Annotated in this window: 28 protein-coding genes and 2 tRNA genes; 19 read left to right on the top strand and 11 right to left on the bottom strand. The window is 68.4% G+C overall.

Features of this window, described 5'->3' with window-relative positions; genetic code table 11:
- Window positions 1–25: 25 nt before the first annotated feature.
- Both JOE30_RS18300 and JOE30_RS18295 read left to right on the top strand, forming a co-directional pair.
- Window positions 26–457, top strand: coding sequence for a thioesterase family protein (locus JOE30_RS18300; protein ID WP_307806238.1), 432 nt, complete (start codon window positions 26–28; stop codon window positions 455–457).
- A complete protein-coding gene (locus JOE30_RS18295) occupies window positions 454–1,125 on the top strand; it encodes a hypothetical protein (RefSeq protein WP_371831686.1) in 672 nt (223 codons plus the stop codon). The genes JOE30_RS18300 and JOE30_RS18295 overlap by 4 nt, the downstream gene beginning before the upstream one ends.
- Before the next feature lie 21 nt (window positions 1,126–1,146).
- Here JOE30_RS18295 and JOE30_RS18290 read toward each other — a convergent pair whose 3' ends face one another.
- Entirely contained in the window at window positions 1,147–2,760 is a 1,614-nt protein-coding gene (locus JOE30_RS18290) for a glycoside hydrolase family 13 protein (RefSeq protein WP_371831685.1), read from the bottom strand.
- Between the two features lie 281 nt (window positions 2,761–3,041).
- On the opposite strand from JOE30_RS18290, the gene JOE30_RS18285 reads away from it, so the two are divergent.
- Window positions 3,042–3,473 (top strand): cupin domain-containing protein, encoded by a 432-nt coding sequence (locus tag JOE30_RS18285; RefSeq protein ID WP_204868398.1) that lies wholly within the window; start codon window positions 3,042–3,044, stop codon window positions 3,471–3,473.
- 10 nt (window positions 3,474–3,483) lie between these two features.
- Here JOE30_RS18285 and JOE30_RS18280 read toward each other — a convergent pair whose 3' ends face one another.
- A complete protein-coding gene (locus JOE30_RS18280; protein ID WP_204868397.1) occupies window positions 3,484–3,879 on the bottom strand; it encodes a globin in 396 nt (131 codons plus the stop codon).
- Between the two features lie 20 nt (window positions 3,880–3,899).
- The gene (locus JOE30_RS18275; RefSeq protein WP_204868396.1) at window positions 3,900–4,853 is read right to left on the bottom strand and encodes a mechanosensitive ion channel family protein; all 954 of its coding nucleotides are present in this window, start codon (window positions 4,851–4,853) and stop codon (window positions 3,900–3,902) included.
- 260 nt (window positions 4,854–5,113) lie between these two features.
- On the opposite strand from JOE30_RS18275, the gene JOE30_RS18270 reads away from it, so the two are divergent.
- The 3 genes from JOE30_RS18270 to JOE30_RS18260 are packed head-to-tail and all read left to right on the top strand — an operon-like array spanning window position 5,114 to window position 6,602.
- The gene (locus tag JOE30_RS18270; RefSeq protein WP_239532409.1) at window positions 5,114–5,836 is read left to right on the top strand and encodes an HNH endonuclease; all 723 of its coding nucleotides are present in this window, start codon (window positions 5,114–5,116) and stop codon (window positions 5,834–5,836) included.
- A 27-nt stretch (window positions 5,837–5,863) separates the two neighbouring features.
- On the top strand, window positions 5,864–6,133 hold the full coding sequence (locus JOE30_RS18265) for a hypothetical protein (RefSeq protein ID WP_027505641.1): 270 nt from the start codon (window positions 5,864–5,866) through the stop codon (window positions 6,131–6,133).
- Window positions 6,120–6,602 carry a DUF5130 family protein gene (locus JOE30_RS18260; protein WP_204868395.1) on the top strand — a complete coding sequence of 161 codons (483 nt, stop codon included), beginning with the start codon at window positions 6,120–6,122 and terminating at the stop codon, window positions 6,600–6,602. The genes JOE30_RS18265 and JOE30_RS18260 overlap by 14 nt, the downstream gene beginning before the upstream one ends.
- Before the next feature lie 82 nt (window positions 6,603–6,684).
- Here JOE30_RS18260 and pepN read toward each other — a convergent pair whose 3' ends face one another.
- A complete protein-coding gene (pepN, locus tag JOE30_RS18255) occupies window positions 6,685–9,267 on the bottom strand; it encodes an aminopeptidase N (RefSeq protein ID WP_204868394.1) in 2,583 nt (860 codons plus the stop codon).
- A gap of 176 nt (window positions 9,268–9,443) precedes the next feature.
- On the opposite strand from pepN, the gene JOE30_RS18250 reads away from it, so the two are divergent.
- Window positions 9,444–10,055, top strand: coding sequence for a DsbA family protein (locus tag JOE30_RS18250; protein ID WP_204868393.1), 612 nt, complete (start codon window positions 9,444–9,446; stop codon window positions 10,053–10,055).
- Between the two features lie 39 nt (window positions 10,056–10,094).
- Here the strand turns inward: JOE30_RS18250 and JOE30_RS18245 are convergent, their stop codons facing one another.
- Entirely contained in the window at window positions 10,095–10,805 is a 711-nt protein-coding gene (locus JOE30_RS18245; protein WP_307806237.1) for a DUF429 domain-containing protein, read from the bottom strand.
- Window positions 10,806–10,821: 16 nt separating this feature from the next.
- On the opposite strand from JOE30_RS18245, the gene JOE30_RS18240 reads away from it, so the two are divergent.
- Together JOE30_RS18240 and JOE30_RS18235 are read left to right on the top strand one after the other, a co-directional pair.
- Window positions 10,822–11,319, top strand: a complete 498-nt coding sequence (locus JOE30_RS18240; protein WP_027505646.1) for a ribose-5-phosphate isomerase — start codon at window positions 10,822–10,824, stop codon at window positions 11,317–11,319.
- 39 nt (window positions 11,320–11,358) lie between these two features.
- The gene (locus tag JOE30_RS18235; RefSeq protein ID WP_204868392.1) at window positions 11,359–12,156 is read left to right on the top strand and encodes an Fpg/Nei family DNA glycosylase; all 798 of its coding nucleotides are present in this window, start codon (window positions 11,359–11,361) and stop codon (window positions 12,154–12,156) included.
- Between the two features lie 33 nt (window positions 12,157–12,189).
- On the opposite strand, the gene JOE30_RS18230 is transcribed toward JOE30_RS18235, so the two are convergent.
- The 4 genes from JOE30_RS18230 to JOE30_RS18215 form a co-directional block, all read right to left on the bottom strand.
- Window positions 12,190–12,975, bottom strand: a complete 786-nt coding sequence (locus JOE30_RS18230; RefSeq protein WP_204868390.1) for a DUF1542 domain-containing protein — start codon at window positions 12,973–12,975, stop codon at window positions 12,190–12,192.
- Between the two features lie 37 nt (window positions 12,976–13,012).
- The gene (locus tag JOE30_RS18225; protein WP_204868388.1) at window positions 13,013–14,029 is read right to left on the bottom strand and encodes an iron-containing redox enzyme family protein; all 1,017 of its coding nucleotides are present in this window, start codon (window positions 14,027–14,029) and stop codon (window positions 13,013–13,015) included.
- A gap of 18 nt (window positions 14,030–14,047) precedes the next feature.
- Entirely contained in the window at window positions 14,048–15,382 is a 1,335-nt protein-coding gene (locus tag JOE30_RS18220; RefSeq protein WP_204868386.1) for an EAL domain-containing protein, read from the bottom strand.
- An 89-nt stretch (window positions 15,383–15,471) separates the two neighbouring features.
- The gene (locus JOE30_RS18215) at window positions 15,472–16,305 is read right to left on the bottom strand and encodes a universal stress protein (RefSeq protein ID WP_204868385.1); all 834 of its coding nucleotides are present in this window, start codon (window positions 16,303–16,305) and stop codon (window positions 15,472–15,474) included.
- A 229-nt stretch (window positions 16,306–16,534) separates the two neighbouring features.
- Between JOE30_RS18215 and JOE30_RS18210 the strand changes: the two genes are divergently transcribed.
- Window positions 16,535–16,951: an STAS domain-containing protein gene (locus JOE30_RS18210; protein WP_204868384.1), complete on the top strand. Its 417-nt coding sequence runs from the start codon at window positions 16,535–16,537 to the stop codon at window positions 16,949–16,951.
- Window positions 16,952–17,007: 56 nt separating this feature from the next.
- On the opposite strand, the gene JOE30_RS18205 is transcribed toward JOE30_RS18210, so the two are convergent.
- A tRNA-Gly gene (locus tag JOE30_RS18205) sits at window positions 17,008–17,081 on the bottom strand.
- A 192-nt stretch (window positions 17,082–17,273) separates the two neighbouring features.
- On the opposite strand from JOE30_RS18205, the gene JOE30_RS18200 reads away from it, so the two are divergent.
- The 7 genes from JOE30_RS18200 (at window position 17,274) to JOE30_RS18170 (ending at window position 23,785) form a co-directional block, all read left to right on the top strand.
- Window positions 17,274–17,347: transfer RNA gene (locus tag JOE30_RS18200), tRNA-Pro, on the top strand.
- 115 nt (window positions 17,348–17,462) lie between these two features.
- Window positions 17,463–18,881 (top strand): trigger factor, encoded by a 1,419-nt coding sequence (tig, locus tag JOE30_RS18195; RefSeq protein WP_204868383.1) that lies wholly within the window; start codon window positions 17,463–17,465, stop codon window positions 18,879–18,881.
- Window positions 18,882–19,122: 241 nt separating this feature from the next.
- Window positions 19,123–19,719, top strand: coding sequence for an ATP-dependent Clp protease proteolytic subunit (locus tag JOE30_RS18190; RefSeq protein WP_051613384.1), 597 nt, complete (start codon window positions 19,123–19,125; stop codon window positions 19,717–19,719).
- Between the two features lie 79 nt (window positions 19,720–19,798).
- Window positions 19,799–20,464: an ATP-dependent Clp protease proteolytic subunit gene (locus JOE30_RS18185; RefSeq protein ID WP_027505653.1), complete on the top strand. Its 666-nt coding sequence runs from the start codon at window positions 19,799–19,801 to the stop codon at window positions 20,462–20,464.
- A 225-nt stretch (window positions 20,465–20,689) separates the two neighbouring features.
- Window positions 20,690–21,970: an ATP-dependent Clp protease ATP-binding subunit ClpX gene (gene clpX / locus JOE30_RS18180; RefSeq protein ID WP_027505654.1), complete on the top strand. Its 1,281-nt coding sequence runs from the start codon at window positions 20,690–20,692 to the stop codon at window positions 21,968–21,970.
- 108 nt (window positions 21,971–22,078) lie between these two features.
- Window positions 22,079–22,348, top strand: coding sequence for a SelT/SelW/SelH family protein (locus JOE30_RS18175; RefSeq protein WP_204868382.1), 270 nt, complete (start codon window positions 22,079–22,081; stop codon window positions 22,346–22,348).
- Between the two features lie 48 nt (window positions 22,349–22,396).
- On the top strand, window positions 22,397–23,785 hold the full coding sequence (locus JOE30_RS18170; protein ID WP_204868380.1) for an amino acid permease: 1,389 nt from the start codon (window positions 22,397–22,399) through the stop codon (window positions 23,783–23,785).
- Here JOE30_RS18170 and fdhD read toward each other — a convergent pair.
- Complete coding sequence (fdhD, locus tag JOE30_RS18165) at window positions 23,754–24,602, bottom strand: formate dehydrogenase accessory sulfurtransferase FdhD (RefSeq protein WP_204868378.1); 849 nt, start codon at window positions 24,600–24,602, stop codon at window positions 23,754–23,756. The two genes, JOE30_RS18170 and fdhD, sit on opposite strands and share 32 nt — an antisense overlap.
- 164 nt (window positions 24,603–24,766) lie before the next feature.
- Between fdhD and JOE30_RS18160 the strand changes: the two genes are divergently transcribed.
- Both JOE30_RS18160 and JOE30_RS18155 read left to right on the top strand, forming a co-directional pair.
- Window positions 24,767–25,756 (top strand): iron-siderophore ABC transporter substrate-binding protein, encoded by a 990-nt coding sequence (locus JOE30_RS18160; RefSeq protein ID WP_204870539.1) that lies wholly within the window; start codon window positions 24,767–24,769, stop codon window positions 25,754–25,756.
- 40 nt (window positions 25,757–25,796) lie between these two features.
- The gene (locus JOE30_RS18155; protein ID WP_204868377.1) at window positions 25,797–26,177 is read left to right on the top strand and encodes a dimethylamine monooxygenase subunit DmmA family protein; all 381 of its coding nucleotides are present in this window, start codon (window positions 25,797–25,799) and stop codon (window positions 26,175–26,177) included.
- Window position 26,178: the final 1 nt, after the last annotated feature.

Raw genomic sequence — 26,178 nt, 5'->3', positions numbered from 1 at the left:
GATCGAGAGCGGATAGGTTGGGGGCGTGACAGACGACGAGCTCATCGGCTTCCACTGCCCCGTCGAGGTGCGCTGGTCGGACATGGACGTGTACCAGCACATCAACCACGCGCGCATGGTGACGCTGTTGGAAGAGGCCCGCATCCCGTGGCTCATGGCCGACGGCGTTCCCACCGCGACCCTGCGGAACAGTGCAGTGATCGCCGACCTGCACGTGCGTTATCGCGGCCAGTTGCGCCACGAGGACACGCCTCTCGACGTGTTCATGTGGGTGGAGCAGCTTCGGGCCGTCGACTTCACGGCGGGATACGAGGTGCGCCCGCACGGCGCACCGATGAGCACTCCGCCGGCCATCATGGCGTCCACCCAGATCGCCGCCTTCGACATCGACACCCAGCGCCTGCGCCGGCTGTCCGGCGACGAGCGCGAGTACCTGCAGCGCTGGCAGCGGCCGTGACGGGTGCACTGGCCGAGCGGTCGGTGACCGTCCCGGACGCGCGGGACCGGGACGATCTGTCGACCTTCCTGACCCACGCCGCGCGGCTCGACCCGGGGTCGGTGGTGCGTCTCCGGCGCCGCGGTGACAGTCACGTGGTCGCGTGGATCGAGACCGGATTCGACGTCCTCGCCGCCCGCGTGATCCGCGCTCGGGTGCTGCCGTCGGACGTCACCGTGGCCGCGGACGGGCTCCTCTCTGCCCTGCGATCCGCCGGCCCGGCTCCGTTCGATCCCGGCTTCGGCATGGACTCCGCCTGGCGTGGCCCGGTCCCGCCGGACGCCGGGTGGACCCATGTGGACGACGTCCCGGGTCCGGTGTTCGTGGAGCTGGCCGAGCGGGGTGTCGCCCTGGCCCGCGAACACGGAACCGATCACGGCCCGCCCGTGTCGTTGCTCGATCAGGACGTGGTGACCGTCGAGGCCGACGACGAGGCGGTGCCCGTGTCGATGCGCATGATCTTCGCGCTCAACGCCATGAAGTTCGTACCCACGGTGTCCGACTCGTCGCAGAGTGCGGACGACGCGCGCGTGCGGGTGCGCATCGCCCGGTCGTGGATCCGGCTCGACGCCCGCTACGGATCGGTGTTCCGCAGCCGGGGCGCCACCATCCCGCTGATGGTCTCCTGACCGACCCGCACCGCAACTCGCTCAGACGAGCCAGGCCGCCGCATCGGCGGGCAGCAGCCCGTCCTGCAGCGGTGCGCTGGCGAGCAGCAGCGCGCCCGGCGGCAGGGTGATGGGCTCGGACGTGGTGTTCAGGGCACAGATGACGCCGCCGCGGCGCCGGAACGCCAGGCACCCGGGCGGGCTCCCGTACCACTCGACTCCGGGCTCGCTGAACTCCGGACGCGCGGCCCGCAGGCTCAGCGCCGTCCGATAGAGGCTCAGCATGGAATCGACGTCCTCGAGTTGGCTCTCCACGGTCAGCGGCGCCCACTCGGCGGGGATCGGCAACCAGGTCTCCCGCGCCGTCGAGAACCCGAACGGCGGCTCGGTCCCCTCCCACGGCAGCGGGACGCGGCACGCGTCCCGTCCGCGCTCCTCGCCGCCGGAGCGGAACCAGGCGGGATCCTGCAGAGCGGAGTCGGGGAGGTCCGCGTTGGGCAGCCCGAGCTCGGAGCCGTTGTAGACGAACACGACACCGGGGAGCGCCAGCAGGACCAGTGCCATCGCGCGTGCGCGCTGCAGACCCTGCTCACCCCCGCCGTACCGGGTGACCTCGCGGTCGACGTCGTGGTTGGACAGGGTCCACGTCGGAGTGCCGCCGACACGGTCGACCGCGTCGAGCGAGTTGTCGACGGCATCCCTGATCGCCGAGGCTTCGAACGCGGCCTCGGCCAGCCGGAAGTTGAAGCCGAGGGTGAGCTCGTCGGGACGGATGTAGCGACTGAAGCGCTCGTTGTCCTGGACCCACACCTCGCCGACCGTCATCGCGCCGTCGTATTCGTCCACGACCCGGCGGAGGGCACGGTGGATCTCGTGCACCCCGTCGTCGTCGAAACGGGGGTCGCCGTCCTCGTTGCGCATCAGCTCGTTCACGGACAGATCCATGTCCGGGAGATCCGCCGGCTTGGCCATGCCGTGGGCCACGTCGATGCGGAACCCGTCGACACCGCGGTCGAGCCAGAACCGGATCGTCGCCTCCAGATCGGCGAGCACCTCGGGTTCGGTCCAGTTCAGATCCGGCTGCTCGGGCGCGAAGATGTGCAGATACCACTGACCGGGTGTGCCGTCCGCCTCGGTGACGCGGTGCCACGCGGGCCCGCCGAAGATGCTCGGCCAGTTGTTCGGCGGCTCGGAGCCGTCGCCCTTGCCGTCCCGGAACACGTAGCGGGCCCGCTCCGGGCTCCCGGGCGCCGCTGCCAGAGCCGCCTGGAACCATTCGTGCTGATCGCTCGTGTGGTTCGGGACCAGGTCCATCGTGACCTTCATGCCCCGGGCATGCGCCTCCGTCACCACGGCGTCCATCGTCTCCAGAGATCCGAACAGCGGATCGATGTCACGGGGATCGGACACGTCGTATCCGTGATCGACCATCGGCGACCGCATCACCGGACTGAGCCAGAGTGCATCGACGCCGAGCAGTTCCAGGTATCCGAGCTTGTCCCGGATACCACCCAGATCGCCGATCCCGTCGCCGTTCGAGTCCGCGAACGAGCGGGGATAGATCTGGTAGAAGACGGCGTCGGACCACCAGGGGGCCGGGGTGGACGAGCCGTCGGCGGGGGACTGGCCGGCGGACGCGTCGATCGGAGTGCTCACAGGCGCAATAGTGCCAAAGGCCGAGCCGCGAGGAGCGGTGCGCCCGTCACCACGACCGCCTCCGGCCTGCCCGGCCCAGGATGACGACCGGCCTCCGGCCTGCCCGGCCTGTGATGACGACCGGCCTCCGGCCTGCCCGGCTCGTTCGCGAATCACCACGCGGTCGCTGTTCATGCCATGGGAAGGTCAAGAAAATCGGAACGAACGGCGTGAAAACTACCCAAAGTTTGTTTGGTGAGGTATTTTCAGGCGGAACTTCAAGCGACGGTAAAGGAACCTCCATGACGACTCCTGTTTTCGAAGCCGTGAGTCTCGACTCCGTCGAGCTCCTGCCGGCTCCGATCGATCCTTCGTGGATCCTCGAGGGTGCTCCCGTCGCGCGCAGCGGTCAGTGGTCCTGCAGCCCGGACACCACCACGTCGTCGTGGGTCTGGGACTGCACCGCCGGCACCTTCAACTGGTACTTCGAGCAGGACGAGACCATCCACGTCATCGAGGGCGAGGTCGTCGTCCAGTCCGCGGGCAACGAGCCCCGCGTGCTTCGCGCCGGGGATGCCGCTCTGTTCTACGCCGACACCTGGGCCGAGTGGCACGTGCCGCACTACGTGCGCAAGCACGCCATCCTGCGCCCGCACATCCCGCGCCCTCTGTGGTTCGCGATGCGTGTCGCCCGCAAGCTGCGGGGCAAGGGCCGCTCCGGCGCCCTCGGCTGAGCGCGCAGCACTACAGCGGCGAGTTCACCATCGAGTTCGCCGCCATCTCGATGTAGTCGACGAACTGCTGTCGATGTGCGTCGTCCATCGTGTCCGAGTCGATCGACGCCAGGGCCGTGTGCATCGCGCGCAGCCAGGCGTCGCGCTCGAACGGCCCGATGACGAACGGCGAGTGCCGCATCCGCAGACGCGGGTGGCCGCGCTCGTCCGAATAGGTACGCGGACCACCCCAGTACTGCTCGAGGAACATGCGCATCCGGCGCTCCGCCGGGCCCAGGTCCTCCTCCGGGTACAACCGCCGCAGAATCTCGTCCCGCTCGACCTCGGCGTAGAAGCGCGCGGTCAGGGTGCGGAACGTCTCCGCACCGCCGACCGCGTCGTAGAAGGTCTGTGCCGGCTCGGTCATGGCTCCATTGTTCTCCACGATCACGTGCTCATACTCGGGGCGGGTCCGAAGGGGCGCCCGTTGGGGTAGGGCGCCGCGATACCGGACTCGTCGAACGCGTCGAGGATCTGACGATGCAACTGGCGCTGCACGGCCCACTGCCGGCCGGGGCGGACCTTGATGGTCAGGCGCAACGTCACCGTGTCCGACGTGACGGCGTCGACGCCGAGCATCTGCGGAGCCTCCAGGATGTCCTCCTGGAACTCGCCACGCTCGATGGATTCGCGCGCCGTGCGCTCGGCCACCTCGCATGCGATGTCGATGTCGGCGGAATGACTGACCGGGAGATCCAACACCGCGACGGCGTGACCCTGGCTCATGTTGCCGACACGCAGCACCTCGCCGTTACGGACGTACCAGAGCGTCCCGGAGATGTCGCGGACCGTGGTGACCCGCAGGCCCACGGTCTCGACGGTGCCGGACGCCTCGCCCAGATCGACGATGTCGCCGACGCCGTACTGGTCCTCGAGCAGCATGAAGATGCCGGAGAGGAAGTCGCGGACGAGGTTCTGTGCGCCGAAGCCGAGCGCGACACCCACGATGCCCGCCGACGCGATGAAGGGGGCGACGTTCACACCGACGATGGAGAGCGCGGAGAGCACGAACCAGACCAGGATGCCGACGGAGACCGCCGACTTGAGCACCGATCCGATGGTGCGGGCGCGTTGGTTGCGGCGCTCGTTCAGGATGGTGGTGGTGACGCCGGCGGGGGCACGTTCGCGCAGCGGTCTCAACAGGGGCGGTTTACCCGCAGCGCTGCGACCCGCGCCGGGTGAGCGGCTGGTGAACCGGTCGATCATGCGGTGCAGGACGTAACGCAGAACCACGGCGAGCAGGGCGTACCCCAGAACCTGGAGCGGGCGTTGGATCAGCCAGTCGCGACCGGTGTCGGAGAGCGAGAGGGCGAGGACGTCGTTCGGGTCGAAGGAATACACCCGAAAAGTCTACGGATCTCCTCGACGCACGGCACCTGTCGCGACTCGTGTCATCGCCCACCCCGCCACCCGTCTCGTCACCCACCCCGCCACCCGTGCGGGGGGACACCCGGAGTTCACCGCGTGGCCGTCAGCTCGACCTCGAATGAGCGTGCGCACGGCACCGATTCGTGATGCACTGTGGTTGGTCTTCACGTGCGGGCGGTGGCTGTCGCAAACCAGTGGTAGTCGCGCCGCGCGCAGTGGTCACTGGAGGTGGCATGAAGAAGAGCGGGACTGTCGCGAAGGTTCGGGCCGGGCATCGACAACTGTCGCCCACCGACGCCGTGCAGGGCGGCGCGTCGGGGGCGCGACCCCAGTCCGAATACCCTGTCGTCTTCGGCGGCGCGTCGTTGCACGCCGTCAGCGACCACTCCGATCCGGCCGACGTCGACGGGCACCTCGACCACGAGGACGCCGTCCCCGCCTGGGTGAAGCGACGCGTACTCCTCCTGAACGCCACGTTCGAACCTCTCACCGCGCTGCCGATGCGGCGTGCCGTCGTCCTGCTGGTCTGCGAGAAGGCCGTCGTGGTCCACGACGACGACGACGGTCCCGTCGTCCACTCGGCGGACATCGCACTGCAGGTGCCGTCGGTCATCCGGCTCCGCTCGTACGTGCGGGTGCCCTACCGAGCGCGCATCCCGATGACCCGGGCGGCTCTGATGCATCGGGACCGTTTCCGGTGCGCGTACTGCGGTTCCAAGGCCGAGACCATCGATCACGTGGTGCCGCGCAGTCGCGGCGGCGGTCACTCCTGGGAGAACTGCGTCGCGTGCTGTGCTTCCTGCAACCACCGCAAGGCGGACAAGATGCTGAGCGAGCTGGGGTGGACCCTGCGTGCCGCACTGGTCCCGCCGAAGGGTCCGCACTGGCGACTGCTCGCGAGCATCAAGGAACTCGATCCCACCTGGCTGCCGTACCTGGGTGAGGGCGCGGCCTGACACCCGTCGTCCACTAAGGTGATGGGCGTGAGCATCCTCGAAACCGCGCTGATCTTCGGACTGATTCCGTTGGCACTGTTCCTCGCGCTCTTCGTGTTCGCGAAGATCACGTCGACCGATCCCGCGCCGCGTCCCGCCCCCTACCGACTCGGGCAGCAGTGGGACCACGCCCCGGTGCTGTGGTCGGCCACGGACGAGGTGACGCCGTACTCGCAGCACGCTGCGCATTCGACACACGCCGAACTCACCGCGGGTTCGGCTTCGCTGGTAGGAGGCCGGGCAAGTGGCAAGTGGTGAACTCTCGACCCGTCGGATCGACGAGGAGAACCTTCCCGTCGGCCATGTGGTGACCGCGAGCGGTCGAGTCTCCGGTGTGCACCAGGTGGGCACCGTCAACCCCGACCTGTCCCCGTTCGCGACCGACGAGCTGATCCAGCTGGACGAGTCGCTCATCGAGGCCACGCGCCGCACGGGCATCCGCTTCAACGTGCTGGTCGGTGACCTCGGCTCCGACACCGCCGCGGGTGCGGACGCCGCTCTCGCCGGGACGCCCGAGGCCGAGTACTCGGTGCTCATCGCCGTCTCACCGAACCAGCGCGCCATCGAGGTCCGTTCCGGTCGCGGCGTCGCCCACCTCGTCGACGACCGCATCGCGCAGCTCGGTATCACCGCGGCCACGGGATCCTTCCGTGACGGCGACCTGATCGACGGCCTCGTCGCCGCCGTGCGCGTCATGAGTGCGGCGATCACCGGCCCGTCCGCCTGACACAGCGCCACCCGGTCACAGAGAAAAGGGCCCATCATCCGCGAGGATAATGGGCCCTTTTCTCTGCGCGAGTCAGGTGCGGTCAGGCACCGTCCGCCGCTCGGGCGGCGAGTGACCGGACCACGGACGCGCGACCCTCGACGACGAGGCGTGCGAGGGCCGGCGGGTGGTCGCCCGCGAGGAACTCGTCCGCCGCCGCGACCGACTGCTCACTGATGGACCAGGTCGGGTACAGGCCGACGACGACGGTCTGCGCGACCTCGCTGGAACGACGTGCCCAGACATCGGAGATGGCGTCGAAGTAGCGGGAGACGAACGGCTCCAACAACTCTCCCTGGCCCGCACCGGGGAACGCGCCGATGATGGCACGCGCGGTGATGTTCGGAAGCGAGTCGTTGTCGATGACCGTGGTCCACGCCTCCTCCTTGACCGAGGCCTGCGGGCGGGCGGCTCGCGCCGCCGCCGCGTTGCGGGCACCGGCCGCGGTGTTGTCCTTCTCCGCCTCGGCGTCGATCACGGGTGTGTCGGATCCCGTGTCGATCGCGCCGCTGCGTGCCAGAGCGGTGACGAACCGCCAGCGCAGATCGGTGTCGACGGTGAGGCCGCCCAGATCCTGGTCGGCCACGTCTCCGTCGAGCAGCGCCTGCAGCACGGTCGTGTGGCGCTCTGCCAGCACGGACGAGGCCAGCGCGTTGACGTAGGCCAGCTGATGATCCGAACCACCGTCGGCCGCGCGCGCCAGCTCGAGGAGGCGGTCCGCGAACTCGGGCCATCCCGTGGACTGCGCCCACCCCGGCTCGGCGTAGCTGCCGAGTGCGGTCTGCGCCTGCAGCAGGAGCCGCTGCACGACTCCGACCTCTGTCTCGGAGGTGATGCCGCGCTCCACCAGTGCGACGAAGTCGCGTGCCTTCAGGTCTGCCTGCCGGGTCATCTCCCAGGCTGCCGACCACGCCAGGGTGCGGGGGAGCGAGTCGGTGATGTCGCCGATGCGCGCGATGAGCGTCTCCAACGAGGTCGGATCCAGCTGCAGCGAGCAGTACGTCAGATCGTCGTCGTTGACGAGCACCAGTCGACCGGCAGGCGTGCCCACCAGCGCGGGAACCTCGGTGCGCTCCTGCGGCTCGACGTCGAGCTCGACCCGCTGGGTACGGGCGAGGGCGCCGGAGTCGTCACCGTCGTAGATGCCGACGGCGATGCGGTGGACGCGGCGCTCACCCTTGCCGGGTGCCGCGGCCCCCTGCACGACGGCGAAGGACGAATAGTTGCCGTCGTCGTCGATCTCGAATTCCGGTGTCAGGGTGTTCAGGCCGGTGGTGCGCAGCCACTGATCACCCCAGTCCGAGAGGTCGCGACCGGACGAGGCCTCGAGAGCCGACAACAGATCCGAGAACGTCGCGTTGCCGAAGGCGTGGTCGCGGAAGTAGCTGCGCAGGCCCGCGAGGAAGTCCTCGAGCCCCACGTAGGCGACGAGCTGCTTGAGGACGCTGGCGCCCTTGGCGTAGGTGATGCCGTCGAAGTTGACCTCGACGGCGGCGAGATCGGGAATGTCCGCGGCGATGGGGTGCGTCGACGGCAACTGGTCCTGGCGGTAGGCCCAGCTCTTCTCGACGTTCGCGAACGTGGTCCAGGCGCTGGTGTACTCGGTGGCTTCCGACTGGCAGAGCACCGACGCGAACGTGGCGAAGGACTCGTTGAGCCAGAGGTCGTCCCACCACCGCATGGTCACGAGATCGCCGAACCACATGTGGGCCATCTCGTGCAGCACGGTCTCGGCGCGGCGCTCGTAGGAGTAGCGCGTCACCTTGGACCGGAAGACGTAGTCCTCCAGGAAGGTCACCGCGCCGGCGTTCTCCATCGCGCCCGCGTTGAACTCGGGCACGAACAGCTGGTCGTACTTGCCGAAGGCGTACGGGACACCGAAGTTACGGTGGTAGAACTCGAAGCCCTGCTTGGTCTCGGTGAAGAGGCGATCGGCATCCATGTACTCCGAGAGCGATGCGCGGCAGTAGATTCCGAGCGGAATGGTGCCGTGGTCGTCCGAGTAGGAATCGGTCCACTGCGCGTACGGTCCGGCGATGAGCGCGACGAGGTAGGTGCTCATCACGGGAGTCGTCTCGAACACGTGCTTCGTGGCACCGGACGCCTCGGAGGTCTCCGCGGCAGCCGCGTTGGAGATGACGGCCCAGTCCTTCGGTGCCGTCACCGTCACGTCGAAGGTCGCCTTGAGATCCGGCTGATCGAAGCACGCGAACATGCGCTTGGCGTCCGCGGTCTCGAACTGGCTGTACAGGTAGACGGAGCCGTCCGACGGATCGACGAAGCGGTGCAGGCCCTCGCCGGTATGGGAGTAGACGCACTCCGCGACGACGGTGAGCTCGTTGTGCTCCGCGAGGTCGGTGAGAGCGATGCCCGTCGACTCGTCGTAGGAGGAGACGTCGACGTCGCTTCCGTTGAGCGTCGCGGAGCTCACCGAGGCGGCGACGATGTCGACGAGACTCGAGGCTCCGGCGGTCGCGTCGAAGGTGACGGTGGTGGTCGAGGAGAAGGTCTTCTCGCCCGGGCCACCAGCTCCGTCCGTCAGGTCGAGAGTGATGGAGTAGTGCGTGACCGTGAGCAGCGAGGACCGTTCCTCTGCCTGGTCCCTGGTCAAATTGGGGGCAACCACGTGCACCCTTTCTGTCGATTTCTTCTGCCACCGCCGAACTGCGGTCGCGGCTGTGTCCATCCCATCATGACGTCGGTCGCCGCGGGCGGGTAGAACAGGTGTGCAGAGTTCGTGTCACCGCTTCCTCGTGCGGGGCCGCTCAGCAGACGCACTGATCCACGGACGAAAGGACCGACGTGAGCGATAGCAAGGACGTGGCAGATTTCTGGTTCGACCCGCTCTGCCCCTGGTGCTGGATCACCTCGCGCTGGATTCTCGAGGTGGCGAAGGTTCGCGACATCGAGACGAACTTCCACGTCATGAGCCTGGCGGTCCTCAACGAGGGGCGCGATCTCCCCGACGAGTACCAGGACATGATGAAGAAGGCGTGGGGCCCCGTCCGCGTCGCGATCGCGGCCGCGCAGGAGAAGGGTGACGAGATCCTCGCGCCGCTCTACACCGAGATGGGTACGCGAATTCACAACGAGGGCAACAAGGACTTCCCGGACGTGATCCAGAAGTCGCTCGCGACACTGGACCTCCCGGCCTCGTTGGCGGAGGCGGCGGCGAGCAGTGAGTTCGACGACGCGCTGCGCAAGAGCCACCACGCGGGAATGGATAAGGTGGGCAAGGACGTCGGCACGCCGACCATCCACGTCAACGGTGTCGCCTTCTTCGGTCCCGTGCTGTCGCGGATCCCGCGCGGCGAGGAGGCCGGCAAGCTGTGGGACGCGTCGGTGATCTTCGCGTCGTACCCGCACTTCTTCGAGCTCAAGCGTTCTCGCAACGAGGACCCGCAGTTCGACTGAGTCGACCGCGCACCCCGTCGGTGATGCCGACGGGGTGCGTCAGACCACGATGAGGTCGGGACGGCCCCGGCGATCGCGAGTCCCGTCGCCGAACTCCAGTGCCTCGCCGCCGAGCCAGCGGCCCGCGGACCAGGCGGCCGCCACCGCGTCGAGCACGTCGTCCATCGCGGGCCCGTCCTCCATCGCACTCGTGGCCTCCAGCAGCGCCGGCACGTCCACCACGGCCGAGAGTGCTTGCAGCCGTTGCGCGATGCCGCGCGCTCGTTTCTTCGACGTGAAGTGAGTGGCAGGGGCGAGCGCCCGGAACGACGATTCCGGGTGCACCTCGACGACCCGTGTGACGTCGGGGCCGGCGGCGTCCCATTCCCGGATGTGCCCGGTGAGGTACCAGGACTGCTTGCTGATGGCCTTGCCTGTGTGGGCCCGAGCGATCACGCAGGCGTCCTCCCAGGAGGCCGCCCACACTGCGTCGCGTACCGGCGTGGGGAAGAGCGACGATCGCGCCGGGCCCAGGAACGTCCGAACCTGGAGTTCGCTCGCTCGCACTCCGGTGTCGGGAACGGTCAGCGGCATGTCGACCCCGACGGCCGCGCAGTCCCGCGTGGTGTCCAGGACGGCCGCGACGGTGTCGACCAGGGTCAGCGACACTCGTCCCTCGTGCAGGCGAGCCACCACCCAGCGGCCCGCGGCGCCGTCCACCCCGGCGACGGGGCCCCACCCGCACGGTGGCGTCGGGGCGGAGGTGGGCACCTGTCAAACTCTAGCCATGCGCGTATACCTGGGTGCCGATCACGCCGGCTTCGAGTTCAAGAATCAGATCATCGACCACCTGCGGGAATCGGGACACGAGCCGATCGACTGCGGTGCGTTCACCTACGACGCGGTGGACGACTACCCGGCGTTCTGCATCGAGGCGGCTCGCCGCACGGTCGCCGACCCGGAGAGCCTCGGACTGGTGCTCGGTGGCTCCGGCAACGGTGAGCAGATCGCGGCCAACAAGGTCCCCGGCGCGCGGTGCGCTCTCGCCTGGAGCGTCGAGACGGCTCAGCTCGCGCGTCAGCACAACAAGGCGCAGCTGATCGGCATCGGCGGCCGCATGCACACGCTGCCCGAGGCGCTCGCCATCGTCGACGCGTTCCTCGAGACCCCGTGGTCGGGCGAGGAGCGCCACCAGCGCCGCATCGACATCCTGTCCGAGTACGAGCGCACCGGCGACGCGCCGGCCGTGCCCGGTGCACCCTCGGCCGACGGCGGCTCCGAATAAGAGGGTCCGCACCACAGCCCGAGTAGTCAGGTACCACCCATGCCCGAGGGGCACACTCTCCATCGTCTGGCGCGACTGCACCAGAAGCGTTTCGGCGGCCAGGTCATCGAGGTGTCCAGTCCGCAGGGACGTTTCGTCGACGGCGCCGAGTGGGTCTCCGGGCATGTCCTGAAGCGCGCCGACGCCTGGGGCAAGCATCTGCTCCACCGGTACGACAACGGCGCGATCGTCCACGTTCATCTCGGGCTGTACGGCAAGTTCGGCGAGCAGTCCGTTCCCATGAAGGAGCCCGTCGGCCAGGTGCGGATGCGCATGGTGGGGGAGGAGTACGGCACCGACCTGCGCGGCCCCACCCGGTGCGAGATCTTCGACGACACACAGGTCGACGCCTTGGTGGCGCGCCTGGGTCCCGATCCGCTGCGCAAGGAGTCCGACCCGGAGAAAGCGTTCCACCGAATCCACAAGTCGGCCATGGCGGTCGGCGCGTTGCTGATGGAGCAGGACGTCATCGCCGGCATCGGCAACGTCTACCGAGCCGAGCTGCTGTTCCGGCACCGCGTGAGCCCGTTCCGCACCGGCAAATACCTCGATCACGAGGAGTGGGACGAGATGTGGACGGATCTCGTCGAGCTGATGAAGGTGGGTGTGCGACGCGGGCGCATCATCACGCTCGACAAGGAACACGACTCGGGCACCGGATCGCGAGGACCGGGACGCCCGCGTTCCTACGTCTACAAGCGGAACGGCCAGCCGTGCCTGATCTGCGGCACGACGATCCTCACCGCGGACATGAAGGGCCGCAACCTCTTCTGGTGCCCGAGGTGTCAGGCGACGTGAGGTCGGTCGAGCACTGATCGACGACGGTCGAGGTCAGAAACCTCCGTCGAACCCGCCACCGCCGTCGAAGCCGCCGCCACCGAAGTCGCCCCCTGCGTCGCCGCCCATGTCTCCGCCACCGTCACCCATGTCGCCGCCCATGTCGCCACCGCCATCACCCATGTCGGTCCCGTCGCCCTCGCCGCTGGCGAAGTTGTCCGCTCCGTAGCCCACGCCGGCCATGCCGGAGAACATCGCGGAGAACAGGAACATGGACCCCATGCCCCACGCGCCGGCCACGAGGGCGGGCTTCCACCACGGCTCGGAGTACCAGCCCGCGGGGACGGGGCGACCGGCAACGCGTCCGCCGGGGTAGTAGTTCGGGGTCTTCTCGGACGGCCCCGGGCTCGCGGTCACGGCGCGGCCCTCGTAGTCGACGGTGCGCTCCTCGGTGACCTCGCCCGCAGCCTTCTGTCCGTCGATGGTGGGGACCTCGGGGCCGGGGTCCATGCCCATCGCGAGCCGAGCCGCGCGAATGTAGTAGAGCCCCTCCAGCGCAGTCTGCTTGGCCAGCCGAGCCTGAGTGGGGGACTGCGCCTGATCGATCTGTGAGCCCGCGGCCGTGTAGCGCTCGGACGCATCGGCCAGAGCCTGCTTGGAGGCGGTGTCCGAGCCCACCAGGTTGTACACCTGGCCGCCGAGGCGCTCGATGGCCTGCCGTGCGTCGGCTTTGGCGTCGTCGAGTGACTCGAGACTCCTGCGGCCGGACCTGCGCTGGGACACGACGACGACACCGACGACCAGAGCCACGACGACGATGATCAGGAGCAGAGGTTCCATGGTCCCAGTGTACGGAGAGTCCGGTTCCGGTCGCGGATCACGGCGCAGGGCGCAGCGACTCCCGGCCGTTGCTCCACGCGTCCATGAGGTGGTCCGCCAGGACGTTCTCGACGTGGTCGATGGCGCGCATCCCGAAGACGACGTCCGCTTCGAGTTCCGGTTCGCGCGCGATGAGGTCGCCCACCACGTCGTGTCGCATCACCTGTTCGTGCACCGCGTCGGCCTCGACGTGCTCGGCATAGAACGCGACGCACTCGGCGGGGAAGTCCAACCGCTGCAACGCCTTCACCAGCCGCTGCGATCCGGGTGAGGAGGTGATCTCCGTCGCGGCGAGGTGCCCGACGGCGGCGCCGCGCAGCGATCGGTGCAGACCGAACATCGACATCAGGTTGACCGGTGCCAGGGTCGGTGCGCCCACCCGGTCGAGGTAACCGAGGTACGTCGCATCGAGTCCCGCCGCCGCCAGAAGATCGCGAAACAGGTTCTGGTGCATGCGGCTTCCGCGCCCGCCGCCGAACTCGTCGAACTCGACGGCCACGTAGGAGGCCTTGGCCTGTCCCTGCAGCCGCGGGATCGTCCACGCGTGGGGGTCGGCCTCCTTGAGGTGGTACAGCGACCGGTGGGCGAGGTACTCCCGCATCTGCTCGGCGGTGCCGGTGTCGCGGAGGTGGAAGGACGGGCCGGACCCGTCGACGTGCTCCGTCGACAACAGGTCCATCTCCTCGGCCGCCGAGCCGCCCACCGTCACGTGCGCGCGGACGTCGGCGAGGAAGGCGCTCTCCATCTCGGCGCGCAGACGCAGGAGGTCGGGATTCCACTCCCAGGCGTCGTCGACACCGGGGAGCCCGCGGTAGTGCAGTTCGTAGCAGAGGTACAACGCGAGATGCAGGTCGTCGCCGTAGGGATCCGCGTCCGCGACGGGGGCGACGACGCTGCCTGCGCCGGACGGGGACTGCACGAGAGCGGACAGGACGGCGGCGGACAACGGCCCACGCGCCGTCGGCAACGCGGCTGCGGTCGGCGGTTCGGAGGCGGTCGGGATGTCGTTCAGCATCGCGGTCACCTCGTCCGACTACCCACTTCGACCGTGTCCGAACATGCGCGGCGGTCGCTGAGGTCCGAAGACGGGCAACGGACCCGATCCGGGTTCGGTCGGCGCGGGAGTGGTCCGGCGGAGCAACAGGGTGGCCGCGTCGAGCACCAGTTCGCGGTCGTACGTCAGGCGGTAATCGAACACAGGGTCTGTCTCCGCCGACCCGCCGCCCTCCGCTTCGGCTCCGATGACGGCGGCGGTGAAGTGCGGGCTCACGACGATCACCGACAGTTCCCGCAACAGGGGGTCCGCGGCGGGCAGCCTCATGGTGTGCAGGCCGGGCACCGGCGGGGTGGCCGCGGCGCCACCCCGGCCGAACAGGGCGACGAGCGTTCCGGACGTGGCGAGATGCGCGGCCCGAGTCATCTGCTCGGCGGACACCTCGAACGAGTGTGGAACCGTGGCCAGCACGATGGTCGACGGTCCGGTGGCCGCGGCGTGGATTGCGAACTGGTCGATGATGGTGGAGAGGAGAGACAGACGCCCGCGGCGGACGCCACCGGTCGCCGCGGCGAGTGCGAAGGGCGTCGGCGCGGACGGCATGCGGTGGGTGAGCCCGACGGCGAAGGGGGAGTCCCACGGCAGGTCGCCGGCCGTCGGGCCGGCGTACGGCTCCCGGCGCGGCAGGGGAGCGGGCGTGCCGAAGAGCCAGCCCTGGCCTAGAGCAGCACCCATCTCGCGCGCGAGATGCAGGTGTTCCTCTGTCTCGATGCCTTCGGCGAGGACCACCGCTCCCGTGCGGTCGGATTCCGCGGAGACCGCAGCGAGCACGCGCGCGGTGTCCGCCGTCGCCCGCTGCTGGGTGAACGTCATGTCCAGCTTGATGATGTCGGGCCGCAGGAACGGCAGCAGGGCCAGGCTCGCTGTCTCGGCTCCCACGTCGTCCACCGCCACGAGCCATCGTCGGTCGCGCACTCGTTCGACTGCCTCGAGCAGCGATGCGGGGTCGGCGAGGAGGTCGCGTTCGGTGATCTCCACGACCACCGACAGCCGCGACGCCTCGGCGAGCAGAGCGGCCGCACCCGCGGGAGGCGCGAGGTTCATCGCACTGGGTTCCATGTTGACGAACAACTGCAACCCGGTCGGCAGATTGGCCTCGAGCGCCCCCCGGAGCGCACTGATGCGGCACATCCAGTCCAGCTGACCGACGGTCCCGTGCGCACGCGCCGACTCGAACAGTGCGGCCGGTGACTCCCAGGGTGTGTCGACGGGACCGCGGGCGAGCGCCTCGTAACCGATCAGTGCACGCGTCGAGAGGTCCACGACGGGTTGGTAGAGGGAGTGGACCGTCAAGCCTGCGGGGATTTCTTCCACGCCCGGTCCTCTCCGTCGGCGGACCGAGTCCGCGTGCCTGCAGCATCTGACACAGTAGGCCGATCACCCCTCGCGAGGGCGAGGGCGGATCAGGCGGGCGACGGCACCACGGTGACGGGGACGTCCACCGAGTGCATCACGGCTCGGCTGGTCGACCCCAGCAGGAGCGAGGTGAATCCACCTCGTCCGCGGCGACCCACCACGACGAGATCCGCCTCGGCCGATCTGGCCACGAGTTCCCGCACCGGTCGGTCCTGGACCACCACGCGCTGCACCTCGACGTCCGGATAGTCCTGCGACCATCCGGCCATCGTCTCCGCGAGGACGGCCTCCTCGTCCTCGGCGGACCGACCGCGGCCGCCGGGGACGTCGATGTCGCTCCACGCGTGCACGGCGATCAGCGATGCCCCGCGTGACGAGGCGATCTCGAACGCCCAGCGGACGGCGGGCACGCTGTTGTCCGTGCCGTCGACGCCGACGACGACGGCGTGTTCCGCGCCTTCGCTCGGCGGCGTGTCCAGGGGCACCACGGTGACGGCGCACGAGGCGTGTGTCGCCACCGCCGTGCTCACCGACGCGGAGAGTCCTCCGGTGAACTCGCCGAGCCCCCGCGTTCCCACGACGATCATCGCGGCCTCCGTCGAGCGTTCGACCAACACTCCGGCGGGGGTGCCGTGGTGGGTCTCGGTGGAGACCGACACATCGGCCGCGACGGCCCGCGCCGCGTCCACGCCGTCGGAGAGGATGCGGTCGAGCGCACTCGCCGCACCGTTGTCGACGTCCGCGAAGGCCGGCGCGGACACCGCCGTGACCAGCACGAGGGGAAGGCCGCGAGCGGTACAGAGCCGCGTGGCCCATCGCACGGCCGCGAGCGCTGCGGACGATCCGTCGACTCCGACGACGACGGGGTGGGACACGGGCATGCAGGCCTCCAGCGGTTCGGACGGGCGGTGCCGAGATGACCACAGTGTTCCCGACGCGAGGCGATGTCATGTCCGGAACAGGCAGTTGAGTCTGCAACGGCGTTATCCCGATGTGCTGCGAACGTTATCAAATCGTGATGCTCTGCACGCAGCCTCGTCACTCTGGCGGGCGAATCTAAGGCAGACGCCGAGGAACGAGATCGACGCACACGAACAGGGAGACACAGCAATGACCGCACACGGACTCGACACCCACTTCTCCATCGACGCTGCCGATCTCACCGTCCTCGAATACGAACGCGGCGACGTCGCCGTGGTGTCGGTCGGCGGCGAGATCGACATGAGCACCACGCCCGAACTCCGCGAGGTCCTGGCACGCGTGGCTGCTCGCGGCCACGAGGACGTGGTTCTCGATCTGTCGGACGTCACCTTCCTGGGCAGCGCCGGCGCCGTCCTGCTCCTCGGCGCGGCGTCATCGTTGTCGGTCCGTCCGATGGTGCTGGTGGCGACCGACCCCGCCGTGCGGCGCCCACTGGAACTCCTCGGTGTCTGCTCGCCGATCACCGTGTGCGGAAGCATCTTCGAGGCCGTGTCGCTGGTCGGCTCGGCGCGCGACGGCGCCGGAGTCCTGTCCGACGCCGGCTGACCCCCGAACACGAGAGGGCCCCCCGATTCAGCTGAATCGGGGGGCCCTCTCGTTCGTGGAGCGGGCGACGGGAATCGAACCCGCGTAATCAGTTTGGAAGACTGAGGCTCTACCATTGAGCTACGCCCGCATGCCTGCGGCGGTGCTGGGATCGCCAGCTCCTGCCGCCTGCGTTGAGGAACTGTACCGAACGTCGCTCGCGATCGAGAAATCGGCCCGCCGTCGGCGCCTCCGCGGTACCGCCGTAGGATCGTCGGCGCACGTCGCTGTGGCCTTGCCGGTGCGAATCGCCACGATCGAGGGTGACGGCGTGCACGAGGAACGGGATGTGGCGCAGCTTGGTAGCGCATCCGCTTTGGGAGCGGAGGGTCGCAGGTTCGAATCCTGTCATCCCGACAGACGTCGGTCGCCGCGATCGAATGGTCCAGATCAACCTTCCCACCGGAACCACCCCGCACCACCACAGTCCGACAACGAATCACTGCAGTCGAGCAGATGAAGGAGCACGTTCGTGAAGAGCACTGTCGAGCAGCTGAGCCCGACGCGAGTCCGTATCAACGTCGAGGTGCCCTTCGAGGAGCTGAAGCCTGATTTCGACCGCGCCTACAAGACGCTCGCGCAGCAGATCCGCCTGCCCGGGTTCCGCCCCGGCAAGGCCCCCGCGAAGCTTCTCGAGGCACGCGTCGGCCGCGCGAACGTCCTGAACCAGGTGGTCAACGACGCGTTGCCCGCCAAGTACAACGACGCGCTCAGCTCGACCGAGCTGAAGCCCCTCGGCCAGCCGGACATCGAGATCACCAAGCTCGAGGACGGCGAGGAGATCGTCTTCACCGCCGAGGTCGACGTGCGTCCCGAGATCACGTTGCCCGATTTCTCGACCGTCACCGTGACCGTCGACCCGGTCGAGATCACCGACGAGGCCGTCGACGAGCAGCTGCTGTCGCTGCGTCAGCGTTTCGGCACCCTCACCGGTGTCGAGCGCGCGGCGCAGACCGGCGACTTCGTCTCCATCGACCTGTCGGCCACGGTCGACGGCGAGGACGTCGCGGAGGCCTCGACCGAGGGCCTGTCCCACGAGGTCGGCTCCGGCCAGCTCATCGAGGGTCTCGACGACGCGATCGTCGGCCTGTCCGTCGGTGACTCGAAGGAGTTCCCGACAACCCTGCTCGCCGGGGAGCACGCGGGTCGCGAAGCGCAGGTCACCGTCACGGTGAAGTCGGTCAAGGAGCGCGAGCTGCCCGAGCCCGACGACGAGTTCGCCCAGCTGGCGAGCCAGTTCGACACGTTCGACGAGCTGATGGCCGATCTGCGCGAGCGCGTGGCCCGCGTCAAGAAGGTCGAGCAGGCCGGACAGATCCGCGACAAGGTTCTCGAGGCTCTGCTCGAGTCCGTCGAGGTCCCGGTTCCCGAAGCCTTCGTCAAGGCCGAGGTCGACTCCGCGCTGCACGACGCGATCCATCCTCTCGACCACGACGAGAACAAGCTCGCACAGCAGCTCGAAGCCGCTGGCTCTTCGCGCGAGGAGTTCGACACGGATGCGCGTGAGGGTGCCGAGAAGTCCGTGCGCACCCAGCTGCTGCTCGACACCATCGCCGACGCCGAGTCGGTCCAGGTCGGGCAGGAAGAGCTCACTCAGAACATCGTCTTCCAGGCGCAGCGCTACGGCATCGCACCGGAGGAGTTCATCCAGCAGGTGCAGCAGGCCAACCAGCTGCCCGCACTGTTCGCCGACATCCGTCGCAGCAAGGCACTCGCCGCGATCGTCGATCGCGTCTCCGTGACCGACACCGCCGGCGCGAGCGTCGACACCAAGGAGCTCTTCGGAGATCCCGAGGACGAGGGCACCGCCGAGACCGAGTCGGCGGAGATCGAGTCGTCCACGGACGAGTCGGCTGCAGACGATTCGTCTGCGGGCGAACAGCAGAAGTAACGCTCACAGCGAACGACGGCGGTTCCGGGACTCCGGGGCCGCCGTCCTTCGTTAGTGTCGGTGACAGAGAACGTGAGCGTTCCGTCCACAGGGAACGTTCGCGCTCACGGCGAGAAACTCGTTCAGGCGAGACCACATCGAGCACGAGAAGGCAGGTACCGTGACCACCACGAACCCGGCGACCAACACCGACCAGGCAGGGCCGTCCCGTCAGGCAGGGTCGATCGTGACCGCTCCGGCCATGACGTCCGCGACCGCCGGACTCAACCTCAGCGACTCCGTCTACGAGCGTCTGCTCCGTGAGCGCATCATCTTCCTCGGCACGCAGGTCGACGACGACATCGCGAACAAGCTGTGCGCCCAGATCCTCCTGCTCTCGGCAGAGGACCCCACTCGCGACATCGCGCTCTACATCAACTCGCCCGGCGGTTCCGTCTCGGCCGGCATGGCGATCTACGACACGATGAACTTCGCCGAGTGCGACGTCGCGACCTACGCGATGGGCCTGGCCGCGTCGATGGGCCAGTTCCTGCTCACCGCCGGGACCAAGGGCAAGCGCTACGCCCTGCCGCACGCCCGCATCATGATGCACCAGCCGTCCGCCGGAATCGGTGGCAGCGCGGCGGACATCGCCATCATGGCCGAGCAGTTCGCCCTCACCAAGCGCGAGATGGCCGAACTGATCGCACAGCACACCGGCCAGTCGTTCGAGCAGGTCACCGAGGACTCCGACCGCGACCGGTGGTTCACGGCGCAGCAGGCACTCGAGTACGGCATGGTCGATCACGTCATCACACGCGCCGAGCAGGCCGGCGGCACCAGCGGAGCCGACAACTGATCGGACCGGACAGCGCAGCGCGCGACGCGCTCGCTCCTGTCGGTCGTCCGATCTCTTCACCCACACCCTTGGAGTACTGATGTCCCAGCTCTTCGATCCCCGTTCTCTCCCCGGCTCCAGCTCGCCCGCCGGGCCCGATTCCCGCTACATCCTCCCGTCCTTCGTCGAGCACTCCAGCTACGGCGTCAAGGAGTCGAACCCGTACAACAAGCTCTTCGAGGAGCGCATCATCTTCCTCGGCGTGCAGGTCGACGACGCCTCGGCGAACGACATCATGGCGCAGCTGCTGGTGCTCGAGGGTCTCGATCCCGACCGCGACATCACGATGTACATCAACTCGCCCGGTGGCTCGTTCACCTCCCTGATGGCGATCTACGACACGATGCAGTACGTGCGCGCCGATGTCGCGACCGTCTGCCTCGGTCAGGCCGCGTCGGCCGCTGCCGTACTGCTCGCAGCGGGCGCCCCCGGCAAGCGTGCGGCACTGCCGAACGCTCGCGTCCTCATCCACCAGCCGTCCACCGGCGGTGTGCAGGGCCAGGTGTCGGACCTCGAGATCCAGGCTCGGGAGATCGAGCGCATGCGCCGTCTGATGGAGACCACCCTCGGTCGCCACACCGGCAAGGACGCCGACGTCATCCGCAAGGACACCGATCGCGACAAGATCCTCACGGCCGAGGAGGCCAAGGACTACGGGATCATCGACACCGTCTTCGAGTACCGCAAGCTCTCCGCACGCAAGTGACGCCGGCCGGCCGGAGGCCGCTTCCGACACGCCCGGACGACGGGTCGTGGACGGGTGGCTCCGGCCGGTTCCGAGCCTCCGGACTGCATCGATTCACCCACGTCCGAGGGGGTGCGACGCCGCTCCGACATGCCTGCTCGGGTTGCGTCAGAAGTCGACCTCCGACCGCGAAGGCGGGTACGGTCGCACGCAGAGATTCTCTTTCACTAGTGAGGACTAACGCTCATGGCACGCATCGGTGACGGTGGTGATCTGCTCAAGTGCTCTTTCTGCGGAAAGAGCCAGAAGCAGGTCAAGAAGCTCATTGCCGGACCAGGTGTCTACATCTGTGACGAGTGCATCGATCTGTGCAACGAGATCATCGAGGAAGAACTGGCCGAGTCGAGCGAGGTCAAGCTCGACGAGTTGCCCAAGCCCGCGGAGATCCGCGACTTCCTGGAGAACTACGTCATCGGTCAGGACACGGCGAAGCGCCGCCTCGCCGTCGCGGTCTACAACCACTACAAGCGCATCCAGGCCGGCGACAAGGCCCGTGACGCCCGTGGTGAGACCGTGGAACTGGCCAAGTCCAACATTCTGATGCTCGGCCCCACCGGCTGCGGCAAGACATACCTCGCGCAGACGCTGGCGAAGATGCTGAATGTTCCGTTCGCCATCGCCGACGCCACCGCGTTGACAGAGGCCGGGTACGTCGGTGAGGACGTCGAGAACATCCTCCTCAAGCTCATCCAGGCCGCGGACTACGACGTCAAGCGCGCCGAGACCGGCATCATCTACATCGACGAGGTCGACAAGATCGCCCGCAAGAGCGAGAACCCGTCGATCACGCGCGACGTGTCCGGTGAGGGTGTGCAACAGGCCCTGCTCAAGATCCTCGAGGGCACGCAGGCCAGCGTCCCGCCGCAGGGCGGACGTAAGCATCCGCACCAGGAGTTCATCCAGATCGACACGACCAACGTGCTCTTCATCGTCGCCGGTGCGTTCGCCGGGCTCGAGAAGATCGTGTCGGACCGCATCGGCAAGCGCGGCCTCGGCTTCGGCGCCGAGGTCCACTCCAAGGCCGAGATCGACACTCAGGACCACTTCGCGGAGGTCATGCCCGAGGATCTGATCAAGTTCGGTCTGATTCCCGAGTTCATCGGTCGCCTGCCGGTCGTCGCGTCGGTCACGCACCTCGACAAGGAGTCCCTCGTGACCATCCTGTCGGAGCCGAAGAACGCTCTGGTGAAGCAGTACACGCGCCTGTTCGACATGGACGGTGTCGAATTGGAGTTCACGCCGGACGCGCTGGACGCGATGGCCGAGCAGGCCATCCATCGCGGCACGGGTGCTCGTGGGCTGCGCGCGATCATGGAGGAAGTGCTCAACCCGGTCATGTTCGACATTCCCAGCCGTGACGACGTGGCGAAGGTGGTCGTGACGGCGGAGACCGTGAACGACAACGTGCTCCCCACCATCGTGCCGCGCAAGCCGGACCGGCCGGAACGGCGCGAGAAGAGCGCCTGACCCCCTCTGCTCGATCGAGAGCCCCGACGACCGATGGTCGCCGGGGCTCTCGTGCGTCGGGGCTCTCGTGTGTCGGGGCTCTGGAGCGTCGGGGGTAGGGTCGCCGCCATGCGCGTCGCGATCACGTACTGCACCCAGTGTCAGTGGCTCCTGCGAGCCGGATGGATGGCGCAGGAACTGTTGCAGACCTTCGGATCCGACCTCACCGAGGTGGCGCTGATTCCCGGCACCGGCGGAGTCTTCCGCGTCGTGGTGGGGGACTCCGTGGTGTGGGATCGCAAGGAGCGCAGCGGTTTTCCCGAGATCACCGTCCTGAAGCAGCTCGTTCGAGACGAGGTCGACCCGGAGCGCGACCTCGGGCACGCAGACCGCTCCTAGACGTCCGCTGTCGGCTCGCTGCGGCGTCCCGCTACCGTGAGTGCTCTCATGGTCGACTCACTCACCGACGGACTGAAGGTCCGCCACCTGACGATGATGGGCCTCGGCTCCGCGATCGGCGCCGGCCTGTTCCTGGGCACCGGCGCCGGCATCGCCGCCGCGGGACCCGCCGTCCTCCTGTCCTACGCCATCGCCGGCTTCCTCGTGATCCTCGTCATGCGCATGCTCGGCGAGATGGCCGCCGCCTCGCCGTCGTCGGGTTCGTTCTCGACGTACGCCGAGATGGCGTTCGGCCGCACCGCCGGCTTCGTCACCGGGTGGCTGTACTGGTTCACCCTCGTCATGGTCATGGGCGCCGAGATGACCGGCGCCGCAGCCTTCATGGGGGCGTGGTTCGGCGTGGATCCGTGGATCCCCGCCCTCGTGGCCATGGTCGTCTTCGCCGCGGTCAACCTCGCGAAGGTGTCGAACTTCGGCGAGTTCGAGTTCTGGTTCGCCGCCATCAAGGTCACCGTCATCATCGGGTTCCTCGTCGTCGGGACGTTGCTCGTGTTCGGCCTGCTCCCCGGTTCGGACCCTGTCGGCGCCGCCAACTTCACCGGTCTCGGTGGGTTCGCGCCCAACGGCGTCTCGGGCATCGCCGCGGGGCTGCTGGTCGTGGCGTTCGCCTTCGGCGGCATCGAGATCGTGACCATCGCGGCGGCCGAGTCGAAGGACCCGGCCCTGTCGGTGGGGCGCGCGGTGCGCAGCGTCGTGTGGCGCATCAGCGTCTTCTACCTCGGGTCGATCCTGGTGATCACGTTGCTGCTGCCGTGGAACCGTCTCGACGAGGCGCAGTCGGCCGCGGAGAGCCCGTTCACGCTGGTGCTGCAGCAGGCGAATCTCTCCGGGGTGGTCGGCTTCATGGAGGCGATCATCGTGCTGTCACTGCTCAGCGCCTTCAACGCGCAGATCTACGCGACGAGCCGGATGATGTACTCGCTGGCGCTGCGGGAAGGCCGGAGGCCGGCCGGTGGTGGGCGGGAAGGCCGGAGGGGTCCGTTGGCGCGGGTGGATGCGTCGGGTGTCCCGCGTGCCGCGCTGCTGGTCTCGGTGTTCTTCGGCTTCGTGGCCGTGTTGCTGAACTATCTCGACCTCGACGGTCTGCTGACGTTCCTGCTCAACGCCGTCGGCGCATCGCTGTTGGTGATCTGGGCGATGACGGTGGCGTCGCAGCTACGACTACGACGCCGTCTGGAGGCGGCAGGTCCTCTGCCGGTTCGCATGTGGGCGTTCCCGTACCTCAGCTGGGTGGCGCTCGCGCTCCTCGTGGGCCTGACCGTGCTCATGCTGACGGACGCGTCGTCCCGTCGTCAGGTACTCGCCACCCTCGCGGTGGTCGTGGTGCTCACCGTCGTCGGTCTGATCACCGGGCGTCGTCGGGCGGCGGCTCGCTGATCACACGGTGGGCGTGGGTGTAGACGTTCATGCCGTCTCCGCGGAGGAAGCCGACGACCGTCAGGCCCGACTCGTCGGCGAGGTCGACGGCGAGCGACGACGGCGCGGACACCGCGGCGAGGATCGGGATACCGGCCATGACGGCCTTCTGCGCGAGCTCGAAGGACGCGCGTCCGCTGACCATGAGCACCGTTCCCGTGAGGGGAACCCGTCCTTCGAGCACCGCCCACCCGATCACCTTGTCCACGGCGTTGTGTCGGCCGACGTCCTCCCGCACCGCGAGAAGCGTGCCGTCCGTGTCGAAGAGTGCGGCCGCGTGCAGTCCACCCGTGGACGCGAAGATGCGCTGGTGCTCGCGGAGGGTGTCCGGGAGCGTGGTCAGGACGGTCGTCGTGACTGTCGCGCCGTCGGCTGCGGGGGAGTGGCGGGTCTTCAGCCGCACCGCATCGAGTGACGCCTTGCCGCAGACACCGCAGGACGACGTCGTGTAGAAGTTCCGTTCGACCCCGGGGTCGGGTGGTGGAACGTGCTCTGCGAGAGCGAGATCGAGCACGTTGTAGGTGTTGAGCCCCTCGTCGTCGACGCCGTCGCAGTACCGTGCGGCGAGAATGTCGTCGCGGCCGCCGATGACGCCCTCGGTGGCGAGGAACCCGTGTGCGAGTTCGACGTCGTGCCCGGGCGTGCGCATGGTGACGGCCAGTGCCTTGCCGCCGACGCGCAACTCCAACGGTTCCTCGGCGACCACGGTGTCGGGCCGTGACGAGCGGTGCAGCCCGCGGATCCGGACGACCGGACGGCGGACGGTGGCGCGGCCCATCAGTGGTGGCTCTCGTGCGACGTGCTCATGACTCCATAGTGGACCCGCGTGGGTTCGGCGCGCGGACGGACCCGTGTCCGGGGCATCTGTGCATAAGTTAGCCTTGCCTACAACCAGGGGGGCTGGGTCCCCGCCGTCCATCGAAGGGACCACCTCACATGGCCATGTCGACCGGCGTCTCACGTCGCTCTTTCCTCCTCGGTGCCACCGGCGCGATCGTCGCGGTGGCCGCTGCGTGCAGCAGCTCGGACTCCGGTGGATCGCAGGACTCCGGTGCGACCGTGTCCACGAAATACGGCGAGGTCACCGTGCCGTCGGATCCGCAGCGCGTCGTCAGCGTCGGGTACAACGACCAGGACACCCTGCTCGCACTGGGTGTCGTTCCGGTCGGGGTGTTCGACTGGTACGGCGACTACCCGTCCGCGACCTGGCCCTGGGCGCAGTCCGCGCTGGGCGGCGCCGCACCGGCGATCGTCGGTACCGCGTCCGAGGGCATCGACGTGGAGAAGGTGGCGTCGGCAGGCCCCGATCTCATCGTCGGTACCTATGCCGGTATCACGCAGTCGGAGTTCGACTCGCTGTCCCAGCTCGCCCCGACCGTGACTCAGCCGACCGGTTTCGTCGACTACGGCATTCCGTGGCGCGACCAGACCACGCTGCTCGGCCAGGCGCTCGGTCGGGCCGATCAGGCGAGCACGCTGATCACCGATCTCGAGCGCGAGTTCGCCGACACGGCTGCCGCCAACCCGTCGTTCGCCGGCAAGACGGTGCTGCTCGGAGCGCTGCAGGGCCCCGGACAGTTCGGTGTCTACGGCGCGCAGGACCCGAAGGTGCGCTTCCTCAACGAACTGGGCTTCGTGAACCCGCCGGTCGTCGACCAGGTGGGCGAGCGCAACTTCGCCACCGTGAGCACCGAGCAGTTGTCGCTCGCCGACGTCGACGTGCTCGTCTGGTACGCCGGCGGCGGCTTCGGTGACAAGCTCCGTGCCGAGCTGGCGGCCACTCCCGTCTACCAGCAGCTGTCCGCCGTCCAGGAGAACCGCGTGATCATTCTCGAGGACGAGGCCGCCGAGGCCATGGCGTGGAGCACCGTGCTCAGCCTGCCGTTCGCGTTGCAGGAGATCCCCGGCCGGCTGGCACCCCTCGTGCGCTGACACGCCCGACGGGGGATCGGCCGGCGGTACTGTCGGCGGCGTGACCGTGCTGATCATCGGCGACGCCGACCGTCCGGACTCGGCTGGTGAGAGCCCGGGCCGATTCGCGGCGCGAGGTCCGCAGTCGGACGCGTGGTTCGACGCCGAGACGGATCGTGCGGTGGTCGGCTGGCGTTGTGTGCTGATCGGTTCCGCAGCCGATGTCGCGGTCTACCGCGAGCGGGCGCTGCGGGCCGGCGCAGAACCCGACGAGATCTCCGTCGTCGTCACCCCGGACGGCGCTCTCGACGTCTACTGCCCGGTGTGCGGAACGGTCGGTCCGGCACCGCCCTGTGAGTCCTGCGGAGCCAATCTGGTGGTGTCCGACCATGTCTCGAGCCGTCTCGCGGCTCGCCTCGGTGTCCCGGACGCCGCGTCGTGAG

The sequence above is a fragment of the Rhodococcus sp. PvP016 genome, from assembly GCF_017832185.1.
Taxonomy (GTDB): domain Bacteria; phylum Actinomycetota; class Actinomycetes; order Mycobacteriales; family Mycobacteriaceae; genus Rhodococcoides.
Note: the sequence above shows the minus strand (reverse complement) of the source record. Positions and strands in the feature narration are given on the sequence as shown.